Source organism: Streptomyces sp. YIM 130001 (genome assembly GCF_003574445.1).
GTDB lineage: Bacteria > Actinomycetota > Actinomycetes > Streptomycetales > Streptomycetaceae > Streptomyces.
In genome coordinates, this window is sequence record NZ_KZ984551.1 from 41310 (window position 1) to 57799 (window position 16490).

14 protein-coding genes and 1 pseudogene are annotated in these 16490 nt (G+C 71.0%); 5 read left to right on the top strand and 10 right to left on the bottom strand.

All coding sequences use genetic code 11. The annotated features are described in order from the left end of the window. Positions 1-451: 451 nt before the first annotated feature. Entirely contained in the window at positions 452-2098 is a 1647-nt protein-coding gene (locus DSC45_RS07940; RefSeq protein WP_119288546.1) for an amidohydrolase, read from the bottom strand. Positions 2099-2199: 101 nt separating this feature from the next. Further along, positions 2200-2640: an Lrp/AsnC family transcriptional regulator gene (locus DSC45_RS07945; RefSeq protein ID WP_119288547.1), complete on the bottom strand. Its 441-nt coding sequence runs from the start codon at positions 2638-2640 to the stop codon at positions 2200-2202. A 204-nt stretch (positions 2641-2844) separates the two neighbouring features. Between DSC45_RS07945 and DSC45_RS07950 the strand changes: the two genes are divergently transcribed. Then, the gene (locus DSC45_RS07950) at positions 2845-3267 is read left to right on the top strand and encodes a hypothetical protein (RefSeq protein WP_119288549.1); all 423 of its coding nucleotides are present in this window, start codon (positions 2845-2847) and stop codon (positions 3265-3267) included. A gap of 28 nt (positions 3268-3295) precedes the next feature. Here the strand turns inward: DSC45_RS07950 and DSC45_RS07955 are convergent, their stop codons facing one another. Beyond that, positions 3296-4390: a phosphotransferase family protein gene (locus DSC45_RS07955; RefSeq protein WP_119288551.1), complete on the bottom strand. Its 1095-nt coding sequence runs from the start codon at positions 4388-4390 to the stop codon at positions 3296-3298. A gap of 16 nt (positions 4391-4406) precedes the next feature. Beyond that, complete coding sequence (locus DSC45_RS07960) at positions 4407-5528, bottom strand: Rv3169 family protein (RefSeq protein ID WP_119288553.1); 1122 nt, start codon at positions 5526-5528, stop codon at positions 4407-4409. Between the two features lie 824 nt (positions 5529-6352). On the opposite strand from DSC45_RS07960, the gene DSC45_RS07970 reads away from it, so the two are divergent. Continuing rightward, positions 6353-7591 (top strand): glycoside hydrolase family 18 protein, encoded by a 1239-nt coding sequence (locus tag DSC45_RS07970; RefSeq protein WP_119288554.1) that lies wholly within the window; start codon positions 6353-6355, stop codon positions 7589-7591. A gap of 90 nt (positions 7592-7681) precedes the next feature. Here the strand turns inward: DSC45_RS07970 and DSC45_RS07975 are convergent, their stop codons facing one another. Further along, positions 7682-7828 carry an SCO1431 family membrane protein gene (locus tag DSC45_RS07975; RefSeq protein ID WP_119288556.1) on the bottom strand — a complete coding sequence of 49 codons (147 nt, stop codon included), beginning with the start codon at positions 7826-7828 and terminating at the stop codon, positions 7682-7684. A 458-nt stretch (positions 7829-8286) separates the two neighbouring features. Here DSC45_RS07975 and DSC45_RS07980 point away from each other — a divergent pair. Further along, positions 8287-9193 (top strand): annotated as a pseudogene (locus tag DSC45_RS07980) (aminoglycoside phosphotransferase family protein). A gap of 452 nt (positions 9194-9645) precedes the next feature. Here the strand turns inward: DSC45_RS07980 and DSC45_RS07985 are convergent. Beyond that, complete coding sequence (locus DSC45_RS07985) at positions 9646-11004, bottom strand: peptidase C39 family protein (protein WP_119288558.1); 1359 nt, start codon at positions 11002-11004, stop codon at positions 9646-9648. A 278-nt stretch (positions 11005-11282) separates the two neighbouring features. On the opposite strand from DSC45_RS07985, the gene DSC45_RS07990 reads away from it, so the two are divergent. Next, positions 11283-11945: a uridine kinase family protein gene (locus DSC45_RS07990; RefSeq protein ID WP_205571280.1), complete on the top strand. Its 663-nt coding sequence runs from the start codon at positions 11283-11285 to the stop codon at positions 11943-11945. 412 nt (positions 11946-12357) lie between these two features. Beyond that, entirely contained in the window at positions 12358-14223 is a 1866-nt protein-coding gene (locus DSC45_RS07995; RefSeq protein ID WP_119288560.1) for an AAA family ATPase, read from the top strand. Positions 14224-14249: 26 nt separating this feature from the next. Here the strand turns inward: DSC45_RS07995 and DSC45_RS08000 are convergent, their stop codons facing one another. The 4 genes from DSC45_RS08000 to ribH form a co-directional block, all read right to left on the bottom strand. After that, a complete protein-coding gene (locus tag DSC45_RS08000; protein ID WP_119288562.1) occupies positions 14250-14687 on the bottom strand; it encodes a PH domain-containing protein in 438 nt (145 codons plus the stop codon). A 12-nt stretch (positions 14688-14699) separates the two neighbouring features. After that, the gene (gene hisG / locus DSC45_RS08005; protein WP_119288564.1) at positions 14700-15548 is read right to left on the bottom strand and encodes an ATP phosphoribosyltransferase; all 849 of its coding nucleotides are present in this window, start codon (positions 15546-15548) and stop codon (positions 14700-14702) included. Between the two features lie 61 nt (positions 15549-15609). Further along, entirely contained in the window at positions 15610-15882 is a 273-nt protein-coding gene (locus DSC45_RS08010; RefSeq protein WP_119288565.1) for a phosphoribosyl-ATP diphosphatase, read from the bottom strand. A gap of 80 nt (positions 15883-15962) precedes the next feature. Further along, complete coding sequence (gene ribH / locus DSC45_RS08015) at positions 15963-16448, bottom strand: 6,7-dimethyl-8-ribityllumazine synthase (RefSeq protein ID WP_119288567.1); 486 nt, start codon at positions 16446-16448, stop codon at positions 15963-15965. Between the last annotated feature and the right edge of the window lie 42 nt (positions 16449-16490).

Sequence of the window (16490 nt, forward strand, 5' to 3'; positions counted from 1 at the left end):
TTCGGGCCGGCCTGGGATCCGCTGGCTGCGGGTCGACCGAGTGCCGTTGTCTACTGAGCGTCCGGGCCCCATCCGGGTCACACCCTCCCGCGAACCTCCGGGTCCCGGTTCGGCCAGGGCCGAACCGGGCGGGCTCCCGTGACGGGGAGGGACTTCCGACCGGGCGGGACCTCTTCGCCCCCGATGCGCTGGCGCTGAACCTGGCTCCCAGTGGTGGTGTGCCGGTGCGGAGCACCACCCCGTGGTCCAGCGGCGTTCGACGACTGAGTGGAGGTTTCACCGGTCGGACGTCCTGTGGTGGACCTGGCCGAACCTACCTGTCTCGGTCCGCCGTCTGTCAACAGGCGTTTGACCTGGGGCATTTCGCGGACCCACCTGGTCATGCCCGAGGATGCCCAGGTGACGCGGCCGCGTACACGATCTTCGGGTCACCCGGTGGCGCTCCCGGACATCACCCGCCCGGCCCTACGAAGACGGTCCTGCCCGCCACCACCGTCCGCAAGCAGACCGGGAGTTCGGCGCCGGGAGTGAGGTCGGGGAGCCCGGGAGTGCCGGATCGCGGGTCGGTCGACCAGCGCGCCACCCGGTCGTCAGGCGCCTGGACGACCAGTGCGTCCGCGCGCCACACCGCGAAGTCGGCGGGCGCGCCCGGCACCAGGACTCCGGCGTCGTCGCGGCCGACCGCGCGCCAGCCGCCACGGGTGTGCGCGGTGAACGCGGCCCGTACGGACACCCGGTGCTCGGGGGTGCGGTGGAACGCGGCCGCACGCACCGTGCCCCACGGGTCGAGCGGCGTGACCGGGCTGTCCGAGCCGAGAGCGAGCGGGACTCCTGAACGCAGCAGCGCCGCATAGGGGTTGAGGGTCCTCGCCCGTTCGGCGCCGAGCCGGTCGGCGTACATACCGTCCTCGCCGCCCCAGAGGCGGTCGAAGGCCGGCTGTACGGAGGCGGTGAGGCCGAGTTCCGCGAACGCGGCCACGGACTCGGGGGTCAACATCTCGGCGTGCTCGACGCGATGGCGCGCGGCGCGGATGCGGGCGAGGCCCAGTTTGTCGGCGGCGGCCCGCACACCGGTCACGACCGTGTCCACGGCCGCGTCGCCGATGGCATGGAATCCGGCCTGCAGTCCCGCCTCCGTGCACAGCACCACGTGGGACGCCACGGCGTCCGCGTCGAGGCGTGCGGTCCCGGTGTGCGGGGCGGCGACGTCGGCGTACGGCTGATGCAGACAGGCGGTGTGCGAGCCGAGGGCGCCGTCCACGAAGAGGTCGCCGGCGGCGCCGAGTGCGCCCAGCTCACGGATCCGGTCCGCGTCCTGGGCGGAGTGCAGTCGCTCCGCCCAGTAGCCGAAGACGCGGGGGCCGCTCTCGTCGGCGGCGAGCCGCAGCAGGCCGGTCAGGTCGTCCTCGCCGGAGATGTCGGGGCCCGCGCACTCGTGCAGGGATCCGATGCCGAGTGACGCGGCGTGCCGCAGGGCGGCCCGTTGGGCGTCCGTGCGCTGCTCGGGAGTGAGTGCGTCGAGGGCGGCGGAACGGACCGCGTGGTGTGCGTCGTCGGTCAGCGGCTGTGAACTCTCGTACCCGGCGCGGCCGGTGACGCCGGGGACCAGGTCGAGGAGTGCGGTGGTGACCTGGGCGGAGTGGACGTCGATGCGACTGAGGTAGAGCGCGCGGCCGCCCGCGGCCGCGTCCAGTTCGGCGCGGGAGGGCGCCCTGCGCTCGGGCCAGCGGGCAGCGTCCCAGCCGTGGCCGAGCAGGACCCGGTCGGCCGGGTGGGCGGCGGCGTGCGCGCGCACCCGGTCGAGCGCCTCGGCGAGCGTACGGGCGTCGCTGAGGTCGAGGCCGGTCAACGCGAGCCCGGTGGCCGTGGTGTGCACGTGCGCGTCGGTGAACGCCGGCGTGACCAATGCCCCGTCCAGGTCCCACACGTCGTCGACTCCCGAGGCGAAGGCGTCGGCGGCGCCCTCGGAGCCGACCCAGGCGACCTGACCGCGTTCGACCACCATCGCGGTCGCGAAGGGGTCGGCCGGGCTGTGAATGTCTCCGCGGCGCAGCAGTACGGTGCCGTCGCCGGGTCCGGAGGGGGTGCTCTCGCTCATGGGGACCAGTCTCGCGCCTCGACGGCTCCGGTCGCGCACGGGGGCACCCCGCTGACCGGGGTGAGGCGGCCTGCCGGGGGATCCTGGAGACCGGCAGTCGTTCAGACCTGTGGCGGGCGTGCCTCGTAAGGGGTGGAGAGGACGACCGTGGTCCGGGTGGAGACTCCGGACAACGACCGGACCCGGGCCAGCAGGTCCTCGAGTTCGAGCGGGGTCGCCACCCGGACCTTGAGGATGTAGTTCTCGTCGCCGGCGACGCTGTGGCAGGCCTCGATCTCGGGTACGTCGGCGAGCCGTTCGGCGATGTCGTCGGGCGCGCTCGGGTCGAAGGGCTTCACCGAGATGAAGGCGGTCAACGGCAGCCCCACGGCCTCGGGGTCGACCACGGCCGCGTAGCCGCGGATCACGCCACGCTGTTCGAGGCGGCGCACCCGCTGGTGCACCGCCGAGGTCGACAGGCCGGTGGCCTTGCCGAGGTCGGTGTAACTCATCCGCCCGTCCGTGACGAGCAGCTGCACGATCTGACGGTCCAGCTCCTCCATGACGGAAGAACCTACAGGGCCTTGATCCCTCCTGACACCTGAGCGACGTGCCTGGTCATCCGAGCACCGAAGTAATCGTGTGACGAACGCCACAGGCATGGGACCGTGTCCTTCGGGGAGTCGCGATTACCCACGAGGCGAGCCGGGCAATGCTTGCTGTGGCCGACGCAGCGCGTTGTCGGCCCACCCGAGGGGGAGAGTCCCATGCAGAACGTGAAGCACCCCGGTCGCAGTGCCCGGAACCGGCAGCAGCCGGCCGTCGAGCCCCAGCCGGAGGGTGTCGATCCCGGCGAGGACGGCCTCGACACGTACGACACCTTCGAGATGTACCGGGTGATCTGCCCGGACTGCGCCCAGTCCATCGCCCTGCTTGCGGACGAGGACGCCCTGCCCGAGCACGCCAAGTGCCCCACTCCGTGGAACCCGTTCGGCCTCACGGTCTGCTCCGGCACCGGACGTCCGGCGACGCAGGCGGCCGCGGACGGATCGGAGGGGATCCAGGGGCAGGACACCGCCACGCTCCTGACGCTTCCTCAGGGCCTCGACTGGAGGACGCAGCCGTTCTCCCACGTGGGCGGCCCCGGATCGCGTCCCGTACAGGCGCCTCAGCTGCGCCCCGCTGCCTGACGCTTCGTCAACAGGCTGCGCTGATACGTCACTTCCAGTACGTACCCTGCACCATGGCCTCGAGCGAGTCGTGGTGCAGGATCATCCGGTCCGGGTTCCGCGGCACCGAGATCTCACCGAAGTACACCTGCCGATAGGCGATGCGGAGCATCACGGTGGCGTGCCGGCATGCGGCGTAGAGCGTATGGAAGTCCATGTCGCGCGGTGTGTGTCCGGTGAGCGCGGCATAGCGGGCGACGACGTTCTCCCGGGTGAGGAAGTCCGGCAGTCCGCGCTGTCCGGTGCTGGTGGTCAGATCCTGGAAGAAGCGGTGCAGGTACACGGTCCAGCCCAGGTCCACCTCGCGCGGGGCCACTGCCGCCATCTCCCAGTCGAGTACGGCGGCGGGTTCGAAGCCGTCGTAGATGATGTTGCCGATCCTGGCGTCGCCCCAGTTCAGTACGGGTGTGCCGGGGTCGTGCGGCCAGAGTTCCTCGAGTCGGTCGAAGGCGGCCTCGATCAGGGGTGAGCGCGGTAGTCCGTCCACCACCCAGGCGTAGTAGGCGCGTTGGGCGGTGACGTGGCGGCGCAGTGCGCTTTCCTCGCCGGGAGGGGTCAGGAACTCGGCTCGTTCGACGGGGAATTGGTCGTGCAGGCGGGCGAGCAGCCCGATCGTCGCGCGCTCCAGCGCCGCCCGCTGCGCGTCGCTCGCGGAGTGCAGCCAGTTGCCCTCGTAGGTGTAGGGCATGACGTCCGGCGGGACGCGCCCCTCGACACGTTCCATCACGAAGAACGGGGCGCCGAGCGGGCCGGGGTCCGGCTCGTACCACTGCACCGCGGGCACCGGCAGGGTGGTGGTCCGGGCCACCTCGGCCATCAGCCGGTACTGGCGCCCCAGGTCGTACTCCGGGAAGACGGTGTACGCGGCGGGGTCGGCGGCCAGCCGCAACGCGCATGCCCTCAGGGGTGGTTCGGGATGGTCGACGTCGAAGAGGAGGGTCTCGCTGGACATCCCGTTGGACTCCGGGATCCGCAGACCGGTGACGCGTGCGCCGGGCAGGCGGGCGGCGAGCCAGGCGCCGAGGCGGTCGGCCAGGTCTTCGGGGTCGCGGGTGCTGATGCGGGGACGCGGTACGGCGGCCATGTGTCCTCCTCGGGAATCAGGGCGCGGTGGAGTCGAACCCGGTGAATCCGCTCGGGTCGTGGCGTCCGAAGCTGCCGTGCTCGAAGATCCCGTAGCCGGTCCGCCCGTCGAGGGTGAAGCGTGCGGCATGGTCGGTCACTCCGTAGCCCGCGAGCGGGTGTGCGGCGGGGTCGGAGAGGTCGTAGGTCCGACGATCGGTCCAGTCGCGGCCGCGCCAGGTGCCGTGCTGCCAGTCGTCGGCCGGCGGGTATCCGGCGCCGATGGCGAGGGGTGACGAGAGGACGATCTCCGCGCTCATCTCGAGCGGACTGCGGTCGGGGCCGGTCAGGTGCAGTACCGCCCGTTCGGGGTGGCGGGTTCCGGAGCGGTAGGCGATCTCCGTGTGCGGCCAGCCGAGTTGGAGGTCGCGGTGGCCCGGGCGGACGAGCAGCGCCTCGTTGAGGCTGCGGTGGCCGTCGGCGTCCTCCTGGACGATCACCATGACGAAGCGGTCCTCGAACCGCACCGGCACCCAGAGCCAGTGAAAGCCCTCGGGCCGCCCCTCGTCGCCGGCCCGTCCGGCGTCCTCGCCGGGGATCGGCCGCACGCCCCAGCTCCGGTCCCTGGTGCCGGTCCACTCCCCCGACGTCACCCGGATCTCCGTACCGCCCACGCGCAGCACCCCCGAGACGCTGCCGGCCTGGACGAACCGACGGCCCTCCAGGGTGAGTCTGCCGCCGCGCCGCTGCACATGGTGCGGCTCCCACACGGCGGGGAAGTCGGCGGTCCAGGTGAGGTCGTACGACAACGAGTCCGCGCCGTCGCCCGCACAGCGCAGGCGCAACCGCTTCAGCGGCTCCTCGACGGTGATGCTCAGCGGTCCGACCCGCAGGTCCATGCGGTCGTCGCCGAGCGCGTCCGAGGCCCGTACGGCATGCAGGGTGTCGCCGATGCGGACGGTGGCGTAGGCGTCGATGACACCGGCGTTGGGGTAGACGCCGAGGCCGAGGATCAGCAGATGACGTCCCGCGTGGTCGAAGATGTGGAAGATGCAGCGGTCGTAGGCGTTCCGGTCTCCGGTCGCCACATGCTTCATGGAGAGCGGCACTTGATGGACCGGGTACTCGTCGAGCGGAACCGGCCGGTCATCCTCGGCCATGTGGACCTCCCTGGACGCGCGCTGAACGGCGTGCCCGGAGGGGTGCGGCCCCCGGCAATTCGTATGACGGTACGTCAGTTCCCGGTGCGGGGGCCAGAGTCGCGCAACCACCCGAACGACCTGCCCCTTGGGACACACGGTCGAATCCGGCGAGGAGTGACCCGGGGCGCGGGTGAGGCGTTGGCCAGGCATGACAACGATGCACGAGGCGGTGGACAGACGGCGCGAGCGCTACGCTCCGCCTCCCGCAGAATCGGTTCGGCAGACGGAGGCGCAGCAGACCGGCGCGCGCCCGTCCGATCCGCCCATCTACCGGGAGATGCTCGCGCTCTGGGCGCAGCGCGGCCGCACCTTGCCGGGGCTGCGTGACGCGGAGTGGAACCGCCTCTCGGCCCCCATGGTGCGCGCTGGCCAGTTCGGCGGGACGGCGGCCACGAGCAGCAGCACGACCGGAGTGTTCAGCGTGCCCCCGACGGGAGTGCCCGGCGCCGGTGCGACGCGGGATCCACGAGGTGAGGGCCGATGAGCGGGCGCGGGATCTGACCTCTCCGGTCGGCACGGCACGGTTCGCCCTCGGGGTGGGCGAATCGCCTTACGGGGGCGCGGAGTTGACGGGCGCCTCGGGAGTCCGCGGGGTGACATCTCGTGGCGGTCGCGGACGCCCGTGCGGGACCGGGAGCCGGAAGCGGATTGGTCCGAACCATTGACCGCACTGGTCTAGTCCTCTACTTTTCTGGCACTGCTCTACGCGTGCATGTCAAGCACGTGATGTGCACGAGGTCGATCGCACCAGCCCTTTCCTCCCGTCCCCTCGAGGAGAAACGATGCTCAGACCGAACCGTCCCCGCACCCGTGTCCGGGCGCTCGTCGCCGCGGCGTGTGCCGCAGTCCTCGGTGCCGGACTGCTCGTCGGCGCCGGCACCGCGGGCGCCGCCGACCCCGCCCCCACCGCCGAGCCGGCGGGGGCCTCCAAGGTGGTGGGCTACTTCACCGAATGGGGCGTCTACGACCGGAGCTACCACGTCAAGAACATCGAGACGTCCGGCGCAGGCGACAAGCTCACCCACATCAACTACGCCTTCGGCAACGTCCAGGGCGGCAAGTGCACGATGGGCGACTCCTTCGCGGCCACCGAGAAGGCGTACACCGCCGAGGAGTCCGTGGACGGCGAGGCCGACGCCTGGGACCAGCCGCTGCGCGGCAACTTCAACCAGCTCCGCAAGCTCAAGGAGCTGCACCCGGACCTGAAGATCCTCTGGTCCTTCGGCGGCTGGACCTGGTCGGGCGGCTTCACCGACGCCGCGAAGAACCCGGACGCGTTCGCCCAGTCCTGCCTCGACCTGGTCGAGGACCCGCGCTGGGCCGACGTGTTCGACGGCATCGACATCGACTGGGAGTACCCGAACGCCTGCGGTCTGACCTGCGACACGAGTGGGCGCGAGGCGTACAAGGACCTGATGGCCGCGGTGCGCGGGAAGTTCAGCGACCAGCTGGTGACCGCGGCCATCCCGGCGGACGCCAGCGAGGGCGGCAAGATCGACGCGGCGGACTACGCGGGCGCCGCCCAGTACGTCGACTGGTACAACCCGATGACGTACGACTACTTCGGCGCCTGGGACGCACAGGGCCCGACGGCCCCGCACTCGCCGCTGAAGGAGTACGACGGCATCCCGCAGGACGGCTTCAACTCGGACGCCACGATCCAGAAGCTCAAGGGCCTCGGTGTGCCGGCGGACAAGCTGCTGCTCGGTCTCGGCTTCTACGGTCGCGGCTGGACCGGCGTCACCCAGGCCGAGCCCGGCGGCACCGCCACCGGACCGGCGGCCGGCAAGTACGAGCAGGGCATCGACGACTACAAGGAGCTGAAGGACAGGTGCCCGGCCACCGGCACGGTCGGCGGTACGGCGTACGCGCACTGCGGCGACGAGTGGTGGAGCTACGACACCCCGGAAACCATCGCGGACAAGATGGCGTACAAGAACGCGGAGGGGCTCGGCGGCACGTTCCTCTGGGAGCTCAGCGGTGACACGTCCGACGGCGAGCTGATCAAGTCGGTCGACTAGTCAGGGCCTGACGTTCGGGTCAGCAGTTCGGAAGAGACAGGGGCAGGGGCCGCGCGGCTCCCTGCCCCTGCGTCGTCGTACCGCCGGAGGTCAGAGCAGTCCGGCCTGGGTGACGAACATGGCGAGCACGACCACGAGCGTCCAGCCGAGCACGTGCTCGAGGATCTTCGGCCCGTCGTCCTTCGGGCCCCCGGTGCTGGCCCGGAGACGCTCGGCGGTGGCAGTGGTGGCGGTCATGGCGGCTCACTCAAGGTCGTCGTGCAGGTGTGTTCCCCCTGATGCCCGCCCAGACTGCCATCCGGTCCGGGGGCCGGGGTAGAGAGCTGGGTCACGCCCCGCGCCGGCCGCCTTGCGCGCACCGGGCTTCGGCGCATCCGGCGTGACCAGGGTCACCGGACCGCGGGGCCGGATACCGGTCACCGGCCCTGCCCGGTGCCGGCGGTGTCGCACAGCGCACGGTCGACGAGGTCGCTCGCGGACCGCTGTCGCCCGAGCGTGCGCTCGGGGGACGCCGCCGGTGCCCTAGACGCTCCCGTCGTCGGCGTTGTGGCGTTGTGGCGTTGAGTACAGAGCCAGATGTTCTCGCGGGATGCGTCCACCGGGAGCCTCGACGGTTCATCCGCCTTCATGGGCGAGGGGGCCGAGGGCTTCGGCCTGGATCTCGGCGGTCAGGGCTGGGGGCCACGCGCTCCTGGGTGGAGGAGGAGCTCTCCGCGGCGGAGCGCATCAAAAGGTCGAGCGGCTGCGCGGTGACTGGACGTCGGACATGCGCCGCCTGGATCTCTGCGATCCGGAAGGTCGGGCGCTCACTCGTCCTGCGGTCCTTCGTCAAGCCCTTCTTCGTTCGACACGCGGAGGGCCTGTTGACCCGCGAGACGAGCATCCTGCGCCCGCTCGGTGGCACGGATGTGCCCGCTGCCACGCTCGTGGCGGTGGATGCGACGGCGCAGTTCTGCGATCACCCCTCCTTGTTGAAGTCCCAGCTGCCGGGGACCGTGCACCTGGACGATCAGGGCGCTGATACCCGCGCTGAACTGCCGGCCCGGCAACTGGTGCGTTATCCGTCGACTGCCGGTGGCCACGCGACAACGGCCACGTACCTACCAAGCCCCCGCCTCTCCCGAGCGAGTGACTCCCCCAGCCACTGAACGGCCTGAGCTCTGGCAGCGGGCTGTCGACGTCATCCGCCGCGAGCCCCCGGCCCGTCAAGGGCCCTTGCTGCACCGGGACTTCCATCCCGGCAACGTCCTCTGCACAGGCACCCACGGTGATCCTCGGATCGGTGGGGTCGTCGACCGGGTGGAGTCCTCCTGGGGGCCGGCCGACTTGGACGTGGTTCATTGCTCGACGGCTCTCGCCCTGCTGCACGGCAGCCCCGCAGGCATGCACTTCGCCGATCGCAACCTCGCCGCAGGAGGAACCTTGTCCGACGGCGATGCCGCCCATCTCTACCGGCGGCTGCCGGACGCGCTGGACCTCGCTCCGGACGCGGAGAAGGTCGCTGTTGCCTGGCGTGAACTGGGCCGCGTCGATCTGACAGCCAGTGTCCTGACTCAAAGGCTGGAGGGATACGTCGAATCCCTTTTCATGCGCTACGCCTGAACCATCACCTCTGCGGTGACTGCCTGGGTGCCGTCGGTCGTGGACCCGCCGAGCGAGTGCGGTGCGGCCGCGTCGACCACGCAGGGGCACTTGAAGGCCGAGGGCCAGGCGCGGGGCGGAGTCGGACTGGGGCGTTCGTGACGGACGCCTCCCGCTCTGAGGGGTGACGCTGCCCGAGCACGCACCTAGGCTTCTTCACATGTCCCCCACTCCTCCGCCTGGTTCTGCACGGTCTGCTGACGAGCTCAATGAACTGATACGCGCCCTGGTGCTGCGGGCCGGAGGACATCTGGATGCCGAACAGCGGCGGGAGTACCAAATACTGGTCACGGAGTGGGCCGAGGCGGTCCATGGGCGAGTCGTGAAGGCGGCGTAGCGCCCGCTCGCCGAACTCCCCGACGACCTGATCATGCTGGACCGTTCCGCCGAGGAGTTCCGCGTGTGCTGGGTGCTCAGCGGATGCCCGCTGCAGCCAGGGCCTTCCTCTGACCTGTTGTGAGGTCGGTGGGGAAGTAGAGGTAGCAGACGCCGCCGGTGCCGGAGACGACCTCGTCGTCGGCGTTGTGGCGCTGGGTTCTGAGCCAGATGTTCTCCCACTCGCGGCGCTGGTAGACGCGGCGCACGGCGTCGTTGTCCGGTGAGGCGGGGTCGTTGGCGATCACGTCGCCGTCCGGGGTGAAGCCGACGACGGTCATCAGGTGCCCGGCCGTGCCGTAGCCCGCGCCGGTCAGCTCCTCCTCGAGGAAGGACTGCGAGGTGATGACCGGGATGCCGGCGTCGACCAGGGTCTCCAGCTCGTTGAGGGAGCCGAGACGGGTGACGACTGCCTGCAGGTCGTCGTACGTGGCGGCGTAGGCGGCGTTGAACGGCCAGTTGCCGCAGCCCTCGTACTGGTAGTCGTAGGTGAAGCGGGCCGCGTGACAGACCTGCGGGTCGGCGAAGTCCGGATCGACCCAGGCCAGGTCGTCCTCGGTGGGCTTGCGCCCCCAGTACTCGATGATCATCTGCGAGGAGGTCGGGCTGCACCAGGCCTCGCCTCCGTTGTCGTACTCCGGGTACTGGCCGACGTGCGTGTTCTGCGAGTAGCGCGGCACCTCCAGCTCGCGTGCGGCGGTCGGCGTGGACGCGGGCACGGTGAAGCGGTCCGGTACGTCGGAACCCATCGCTCCGGCGCGCCACACGGTGGGCGTGGCCTCGCCACCGGGTTTGCGGTACAGGGTCACGCGCAGCTCGTAGGTGACCAGGCGCAGGCCGGAGGCGGGGTCGTCGAGGGAGAGGGTGTCGGTCCATACCGAACTCTTGCCGTCCGACTGATCGTCGACCGAGGTCCGCCGGATGTCCTCGTCACCGCCGGCCCAACGGCCCATCACGTACCAGGGGGTGCTCGAACCGTCCGAGTACGCACCGCGCAGCTCGATCTGGATCCAGGTGCCTGCCGGGGCGTCGGCGTTCCACGAGGCGATGACCTCGGTGGCCGGGACGGACAGGGCGTGCGCCGGTGACGTCCAGGAGGCGAACTCCCAGGTGTCGGTGCGTCCCGTGTGCGGGTCCGCGTAGTCGGTGCTCCCCGCCGGAGTGCCGATGGCCACGCCGGGCCGGCCGCCCCCGACGACGCGGGTGCCGCGGGCCTTGCCGGCACGCCAGTCCGCGGACGTCGACCAGAAGCGGTTGTCCACCTGCCTGCCCGGGGCGCGCTGGACGGAGGCGGTGGCACGGGGGCCGGACGCGGCGAGCGCGGGAGTGGCCGCACTGCCCGCGGCCGCGGCGAGTGCGGCGGCCAGCACGGTTCTGCGCGAGGTGGGACGGGTCATGGGAAGGAGCCCCCAGTCGGGTCGTAGCCGGTCGGTGCGTGTCCGTGGGTGGGGTCGGCGGTCGGTCGGCGGCAGGCCGGTGGGCCTCGGTCAGGTGCACGACAGTGGGGCAACTATGGCCGGTCACCGGGGACTTCTGCCAGCACCCGGGGACGCGTGGCGCAGCCAATATTGGCGTGGACCTCTGACGCACGATCAGCGCTCGTGCGGGTCTGACCTGCGGGGGCGCGCTGTCCCCGCACCCGGGCGCGAGGGCGAGCGGCCGTACCCTGGGCCCGATGACCACCTCCGACCCGGACTCCCCCGCTCCTCGGCCCACCCTCACGTCGTTCGCCCGAGCGCTGTGCGCGCTGCGGCCGTCCTGCGGTCCGGTCCGGCTGATCGGGATCGACGGCCACGCCGGTTCGGGCAAGTCGACGTTCGCGGACCGACTGGCCGGAGTGCTCGGCGGAGCGCCGGTGCTGCGGCTCGACGACGTCCGCAGTCACGACGCGTTGTTCGACTGGACCGACCGGCTCGACAAGAGCGCGATCGAGCCGTTCCGGCACGGACGGGACGGCGTCGTCACTCCGTACGACTGGGAGCGCCGGCGGTACGGGCCGGAGCAGCCGGTGGAAGCGGCCCCGGTGGTCCTGCTCGAAGGCGTCGGGGCAGGCCGCGCGTTCCTGCGGCCGCACCTGGCGTGGCTGGTGTGGATGGATCTGCCGCGCGATGCGGCGTGGACACGGGGGCGCGACCGGGACGGTTCGGTCCAGAGTGAGTTCTGGGACGCGTGGGAGCCCGCCGAGCGCGCGCACTTCGCCGGCGACCCGACAATCCCGTGGGCGGACACCGTGGTGCGGCAGAGTCCGGAGGGATATGTGCTGCTGCCGGGACCCCGCAGAACCGCAGGACAGCCCCGCACCGACACGGACAGTGACGGGCCGTCGGCAGTGCGCTGAGACGGCGGAAAAGCGCTTCCAACAGTCCCTCAACTCCGCTTGACCCGGGGGTCGTACAGGTCTTACGTTCTCAATGTGCGCCTTGACAAGGGCCACCCACAGACGCGAAGCCCCCGGTTGTTCCCCCGTGATCGGGGGCTTCGTTCTGCCCTTTGTCCCTTTCGTGTGTGCGCCCGGGCGCCACATGTTCACCCTGGGTCACCGCCGGTCCACACGTCCCGGTGACCGGCGTATGACACTGCACCCTTCGGTCGACGACACCCTCGCAGGTACGATGCCTGCGGCGGGGCCCCGTGGACGGTCGCGTCGAGCGGTGCCAGAACTCCCGTCCACAGCACAGTGGTTGACGAAGGCCTTCGGCAGGCGACTGCCGGCGGGCACACCACGGGGGCACGGCTTGTGGGGGGACGGGATGGACTTCGGCACGCAGGGCTCGGTGGCCCCGGCCGACCTGGCCTGGCTTCGGGGCGTCGACGCCTACACGATGGGGGCCTATCCGCAGGCCGAGGAGGAGTTCCGGGCGGCGGTGCGGATCGATCCGTCCATGGCGGACGGCTGGCTCGGGCTGCACGCCCTGCGCATCGACACCACCAACGCGCTGCTGCGCATGCACCGGCACCGCGACCGCTTCGGCGACCAGCGCGCACGGCACCGCCGCACGCTCAACTCCTGGTACTGGCTGGGCTGGTGGGTTCAGCCGGTGCTCGAGTCACCGCGTGATCTGCTGCTCGCACACGCCTCGCACTGGCTCGACGGGCGGCACGTACCCGATCTCGACCGGGCACTGGCCGGACTGCCGCCGGTCGACGCCGATCCGCAGGTGCGCTTCCTGCATGCCTGCCGCGCCTATCTGGTCAAGGACTGGGAGCACCTGGTCCGGCACACCGATCCGCTGATCGACGATCCCGTACTCGGCATCGAGGCGGGCCTGTTCGGCGGTATGGCCCGCGTACGCCTGGAGATGTACGGGCACGCCGAACCGCTGCTCTCGGCGGCCCTGATGCGCTGCCGCAGCGAGCAGCCGCAGCGCAAGGAACTGCGGTACTGGCTGGCCCGCGCCCACGAGGGCACCGGCCGGACGGCCGCCGCGCTGCCGCTGTACCGCGCGGTGCACCGGGTCGACGCGACGTTCATGGACACCTCCGCGCGCCTCGCCGCGATCTCCGAGGGCGACGGCTACGACGAGACCTTCGACCTGGCCCCCTTCTCGCTGGCCGGGGTGGGCCAGGACGTGGTCGACGCCCAGGAGTCGGGCGACGGGATCTTCGGCAGCGACGGCCGGGACCTGCGGCTCGGCGCGGACCCCGATCCCGAGGCCGGCGCGGCGATGACGCCGGCGGACCCGGTCCGGGAGAAGGCCGTCTTCCCGGTGCAGCCCGGTCCCTCGCAGCTGCCTGCCGGACCCTCTGATCCGGCGCTGCTGCAGGAGGCGCTCGCCGAACTCGAGCAGATGGTCGGCCTGGAGCCGGTCAAACGACAAGTCAAGGCGCTCTCGGCGCAGTTGCGGATGGCCCGGCTGCGCACCGGCCAGGGTCTGCCGGTGCAGCCACCGAAGCGGCACTTCGTCTTCTCCGGCCCGTCGGGTACGGGCAAGACAACGGTGGCGCGGATCCTGGGCCGGGTGTTCTACGCCCTCGGGCTGCTCGGCGGCGACCATCTGGTCGAGGCCCAGCGAGCCGATCTGGTGGGCGAGTTCCTCGGCCAGACCGCGGTGAAGGCGAACGAGCTGATCGACTCGGCGATCGGCGGGGTGCTCTTCGTCGACGAGGCGTACGCGCTGTCCAACTCGGGCTACAGCAAGGGCGACGCGTACGGCGACGAGGCCCTGCAGGTACTGCTCAAGCGCGCGGAGGACAACCGCGACCACCTGGTGGTGATCCTCGCCGGGTACCCCGAGGGCATGGACCGGCTGCTCGCCGCGAACCCCGGCCTCGGCTCGCGCTTCACCACACGCGTCGACTTCCCCTCGTACCGGCCGCTCGAACTCACCGCGATCGGCGAGGTGTTGGCCGGGGACAACGGCGACGTCTGGGACGTGGAGTCGCTGGAGGAGCTGCGCTCGATCAGCGGCCACGTGGTCGACCAGGGATGGATCGACGAGCTGGGCAACGGACGGTTCCTGCGGACGCTGTACGAGAAGAGCTGCGCCTACCGGGACCTGAGGCTGTCCGGATTCACCGCGACGCCGTCGCGGGACGACCTGGCGACGCTGCGGCTGCCGGACCTCATGCAGGCGTACGGGGAAGTGCTGTCCGGACGCGAGCCACGGCCGAACTAGGCCCCGCACCGACGGCCCCCGGCGCCCTAGCCGCCGGCGGGACCCGCTTCGACCAGGTCCCGGAGTGCCCGTGCGTCCTCGATCGCCCGCTCCTTCGCGATACCCGGCTGGATCCCCATCGCCGGGAGGCTGGTGCCGTCGCTCAGGTCGAGGAAGACCCAGGCGTCGCCCGGACGAAGGTTGACCTGGACGATCTCCGCCCAGGCGAGGCGGCGCGTGGTGGTCAGATTGATCACCGTGACACCGCCCTCGTCGGCGACGACCTTGGGCCGGGCGAGCAGGAGCAGCACTCCGAGGATCAGTACGCCGGTGAAGACGAAGCTGATCCGCTCCCCCGGACCGAGGTTCTCGAGCAGCAGGGCGACCGCGGTGATGACGGCCAGGATGGCGACGCCGGAGGCGATCAGCACCGCGCGGGTACGGGCGGGCCTGAAGGTGACGGGAAGGGTCGGCAGGGTGGACATGACGCAGTCCCGTCAGAGCCGGCAGGCGTGGATCGCGGTGGTCAGGATGGCCCGGGCGCCGATCTGGTAGAGGTCGTCCATGATCCGCTGGGCGTCCTTGGCGGGCACCATCGCACGGACGGCGACCCAACCCTCGTTGTGCAGCGGGGAGATGGTGGGCGACTCGAGACCGGGGGTGAGGGCGACGGCCTGCTCCAGGTGCTCGGCCCGGCAGTCGTAGTCCATCATCACGTACGTCCTGGCGACCAGGACGCCCTGCAGGCGGCGCAGGAACTGCTGGACCTTCGGCTCGTCGGATCCCTCGCCACTGCGGCGGATGACGACGGCCTCGGACTGCATGATCGGCTCGCCGATCACCTCGAGACCGGCGTTGCGCAAGCTGGTGCCGGTCTCCACGACATCGGCGATGACCTGGGCGACACCGAGCTCGATGGCCGTCTCCACGGCGCCGTCGAGGTGCACGACGGAGGCGTCGACACCCTTGTCGGCGAAGTGCTTGGCGACGATGCCCTCGTAGGAGGTGGCGATCGTCAGGCCGCCGAAGTCGGTGAGGCCGGTGGCCGTCCCGGGGCGGGTGGCGAAGCGGAAGGTCGAGCGGCCGAAGCCGAGGGGCAGGATCTCCTCGGCGTTCGCCCCGGAGTCGATCAGCAGGTCGCGGCCGGTGATGCCGATGTCGAGCTTCCCGGACGAGACGTAGATCGCGATGTCACGCGGGCGGAGGTAGAAGAACTCCACCTCGTTCGTCTGGTCGATCGCGACGAGTTGCTTGGACTCGCGGCGCTGCTGGTAACCGGCCTCATGCAGCATCTCCGCCGCAGGTCCTGACAGGGAACCCTTGTTGGGGACGGCGATGCGCAGCATGAGGTCGGCTTCCTTCGTTCGGTGCGTGACGGGGTGAGGACAGGCTGGGAGAGCGGGTGGATCAGAGGTGGGCGTACACGTCGTCGAGGGAGATGCCGCGGGCGACCATCATCACCTGTACGTGGTACAGGAGCTGGGAGATCTCCTCGGCGGCGGCTTCCTTGCCCTCGTGCTCGGCTGCCATCCAGACTTCGGCGGCCTCTTCGACGACCTTCTTGCCGATGGCATGGACGCCCTTGTCCACCAGCTCGGCGGTACGGGAGGTGGCGGGGTCGCCCTCGGCGGCCTTGTGCTGGAGCTCGACGAAGAGCTCCTCGAACGTCTTCTTGGACATGGTGCTGCTCACTCTACGCGGACCGGCGACAGCGGCGCTCAGCGCCTCCCGCGGCTCCGGGACGGACGGGAACGGTGCGGTCAGCGCCAGGGCTCGGTGACGGTACGCAGGGTGGCAGCGGTCGCGACGGCGGCGGTGACGGCCTCGTGGCCCTTGTCCTCGGTGGAGCCCTCGAGCCCGGCCCGGTCCAGGGCCTGCTGCTCGGTGTCGCAGGTCAGGACGCCGAAACCGATCGGGACTCCGGTGTCGACGGACACCTGGGTGAGGCCCTGGGTGACGCCCTGGCAGACGTACTCGAAGTGCGGGGTGCCGCCGCGGATGACGACGCCGAGGGCGACGACGGCGTCGTAACCGCGGCCGGCCAGCTGCCCCGCGACGACCGGGAGCTCGAAGCTGCCGGGGACGCGCAGCAGGGTCGGCTCGTCGATGCCGAGGTCGCCGAGGGCCCGCAGGGCGCCGTTCACGAGGCCGTCCATGACTTGGGTGTGCCACTGGGCCGCGATGACCGCGACCCGCAGATCGCCGCAGTTCTTCACACTGAGTTCGGGTGCGCCCTTGCCGCTCACGTCTCTCCTCGGGGTGGTGGTGCCTGGTCGTTCGGTCGGTGC

Excerpts from the sequence above, each read along its gene's own strand:
- DSC45_RS08010 (WP_119288565.1), bottom strand. The coding sequence starts at position 15,882 with ATGTCCAAGAAGACGTTCGAGGAGCTCTTCGTCGAGCTCCAGCACAAG.
- DSC45_RS07970 (WP_119288554.1), top strand. The coding sequence starts at position 6,353 with ATGCTCAGACCGAACCGTCCCCGCACCCGTGTCCGGGCGCTCGTCGCC.
- DSC45_RS07990 (WP_205571280.1), top strand. The coding sequence starts at position 11,283 with ATGACCACCTCCGACCCGGACTCCCCCGCTCCTCGGCCCACCCTCACG.
- DSC45_RS07995 (WP_119288560.1), top strand. The coding sequence starts at position 12,358 with ATGGACTTCGGCACGCAGGGCTCGGTGGCCCCGGCCGACCTGGCCTGG.
- DSC45_RS08000 (WP_119288562.1), bottom strand. The coding sequence starts at position 14,687 with ATGTCCACCCTGCCGACCCTTCCCGTCACCTTCAGGCCCGCCCGTACC.
- DSC45_RS07945 (WP_119288547.1), bottom strand. The coding sequence starts at position 2,640 with ATGGAGGAGCTGGACCGTCAGATCGTGCAGCTGCTCGTCACGGACGGG.
- DSC45_RS07955 (WP_119288551.1), bottom strand. The coding sequence starts at position 4,390 with ATGGCCGCCGTACCGCGTCCCCGCATCAGCACCCGCGACCCCGAAGAC.
- hisG (WP_119288564.1), bottom strand. The coding sequence starts at position 15,548 with ATGCTGCGCATCGCCGTCCCCAACAAGGGTTCCCTGTCAGGACCTGCG.
- DSC45_RS07940 (WP_119288546.1), bottom strand. The coding sequence starts at position 2,098 with ATGAGCGAGAGCACCCCCTCCGGACCCGGCGACGGCACCGTACTGCTG.
- DSC45_RS07985 (WP_119288558.1), bottom strand. The coding sequence starts at position 11,004 with ATGACCCGTCCCACCTCGCGCAGAACCGTGCTGGCCGCCGCACTCGCC.
- DSC45_RS07960 (WP_119288553.1), bottom strand. The coding sequence starts at position 5,528 with ATGGCCGAGGATGACCGGCCGGTTCCGCTCGACGAGTACCCGGTCCAT.
- DSC45_RS07950 (WP_119288549.1), top strand. The coding sequence starts at position 2,845 with ATGCAGAACGTGAAGCACCCCGGTCGCAGTGCCCGGAACCGGCAGCAG.
- DSC45_RS07975 (WP_119288556.1), bottom strand. The coding sequence starts at position 7,828 with ATGACCGCCACCACTGCCACCGCCGAGCGTCTCCGGGCCAGCACCGGG.